The sequence below is a fragment of the bacterium genome (genome assembly GCA_021372775.1).
Lineage (GTDB): Bacteria > Acidobacteriota > Polarisedimenticolia > J045 > J045 > JAJFTU01.
Genome location: JAJFTU010000113.1, coordinates 1 through 1,576 on the forward strand (window position 1 = coordinate 1; position 1,576 = coordinate 1,576).

Below are 1,576 nucleotides of genomic sequence, written 5' to 3' on the forward strand. Positions count from 1 at the left end.
CGCCGATCCGAAGCAGGCGAAGAAGGACCGCGACGCGCTGAAGAAGGCCGAAGCGGACAAGAAGGCGGGGAAGCCCGAGACGTCCGCCGCCGCGCCTGCGGTTTCCGAGCCGGCCCCCGCGCCGACGCAGGCTGCGGCCGCCGCGCCCGCTCCGGCCCCCGCGCCGGCGCCCGCGGTCGCCGCTCCCGCCCCCGCGCCGGCCCCCGTCGTCGCCCAGAGCGCGCCCGCGCCGGCCGCGCATCCCGCCGCCGAGCCCGAACCGCCGATGAGCGGGCCGTTCATCCCCGGCGCCAACGGCGTGAGCCAGCCGCGTCTGGTCAACAAGGTCGAGCCGAGCTACCCCGAAGTCGCGCGCTCCCGCAAGATCGGGGGCGAGGTGACGCTGCAGCTGACCGTCCTCGCGGACGGCTCGGTGGGCGGCGTGAAGGTCCTCCGCGATCCGGGCGCCGGCCTCGGCGCCGCCGCGGCCAACGCCGCGAAGAAGTGGCGCTACCGTCCCGGCATGATGAAGGGGCGGGCGGTCGACACCCTGATCACGGAACGAATGCGCTTCAATCCCTGACCGCTTCCCGGGGCCGCCGACGAGGCGGCCCCGTTCATTTCAGGGCGGGCCGTCCGCGCCGCCGTTCCCGGAGGACGCGAGTTGGCTTCCCGTGCGGCGGAAGACGATCTGGAGGCCTTTCGGCGCGAGCTCGTCCGCTGCCGCCGCTGCCCGCGTCTCGCGGCTTGGCTGGAGCAGCTGGCGCGGGAGAAGCGGCGCGCCTTCGCCGAGTGCGAGTACTGGTCGCGCCCGGTTCCCGGCTTCGGCGATCCCGACGCCCCGCTGGTGCTCTTCGGTCTCGCCCCCGGGGCGCACGGCTCGAACCGCACCGGTCGGATGTTCACCGGCGACGCCTCGGGCGCGTTCCTCTTCCCGGCGCTCCACCGCGCCGGACTCGCCTCCCGCCCCGACGCCGTTTCGCGGGACGACGGCCTGACGCTCCGCGGCGTCTACATCACCGCCGCCGTCCGCTGCGCGCCGCCGGGAAACCGCCCCGACGCTTCGGAACTGGCCGCCTGCGCCTCCTGGACGGCGCGGGAGCTCTCCTCGCTGCGCCGCGCGCGGGTCTTCCTCGCCTTGGGGCGGATCGGCCACGACGCGCTGCTGCGGCAGTTCGGCCTGCCGCCGTCGGCGGCGCGCTTCGGCCACGGCGCGGTCTTCGCGCTCGGCGCCGGGCGGACGCTGCTCGACTCCTACCACGTCTCGCGGCAGAACACCCAGACCGGCCGCCTCACCGCGGCGATGTTCGACGCGGTGCTCGAACGCGCCAAAGCGCTCGCCGGCGCGTCCGATTCAACGACTTGAGGGGGTGGTGGACCGCAAGGGATTCGAACCCTCGACCTCTGCCTTGCGAAGGCAGCGCTCTCCCAGCTGAGCTAGCGGCCCGGGACGACCAGTGGTGGGGCGTGAAGGATTCGAACCTTCGACTTCCACCGTGTGAAGATGGCACTCTACCGCTGAGTTAACGCCCCGATCAACGGCCCGCGGTTTATAGCACGGGGCGGGGAGGGGCGCCAGTCGCGAGGCGGATTCGAT

Annotated in this window: 2 protein-coding genes and 2 tRNA genes; 2 read left to right on the top strand and 2 right to left on the bottom strand. The window is 74.0% G+C overall.

All coding sequences use genetic code 11. The annotated features are described in order from the left end of the window. Together LLG88_03985 and LLG88_03990 are read left to right on the top strand one after the other, a co-directional pair. Nucleotides 1-562 (top strand): energy transducer TonB (locus LLG88_03985; protein MCE5246068.1); only part of this gene is annotated, 562 nt, incomplete at its 5' end. A gap of 81 nt (nt 563-643) precedes the next feature. Beyond that, nucleotides 644-1,345 (top strand): uracil-DNA glycosylase, encoded by a 702-nt coding sequence (locus tag LLG88_03990; GenBank protein MCE5246069.1) that lies wholly within the window; start codon nt 644-646, stop codon nt 1,343-1,345. Nucleotides 1,346-1,350: 5 nt separating this feature from the next. Here LLG88_03990 and LLG88_03995 read toward each other — a convergent pair. Together LLG88_03995 and LLG88_04000 are read right to left on the bottom strand one after the other, a co-directional pair. Further along, nucleotides 1,351-1,426 (bottom strand) — tRNA-Ala (locus tag LLG88_03995). An 11-nt stretch (nt 1,427-1,437) separates the two neighbouring features. Beyond that, nucleotides 1,438-1,512, bottom strand: a tRNA-Val gene (locus LLG88_04000). Nucleotides 1,513-1,576: the final 64 nt, after the last annotated feature.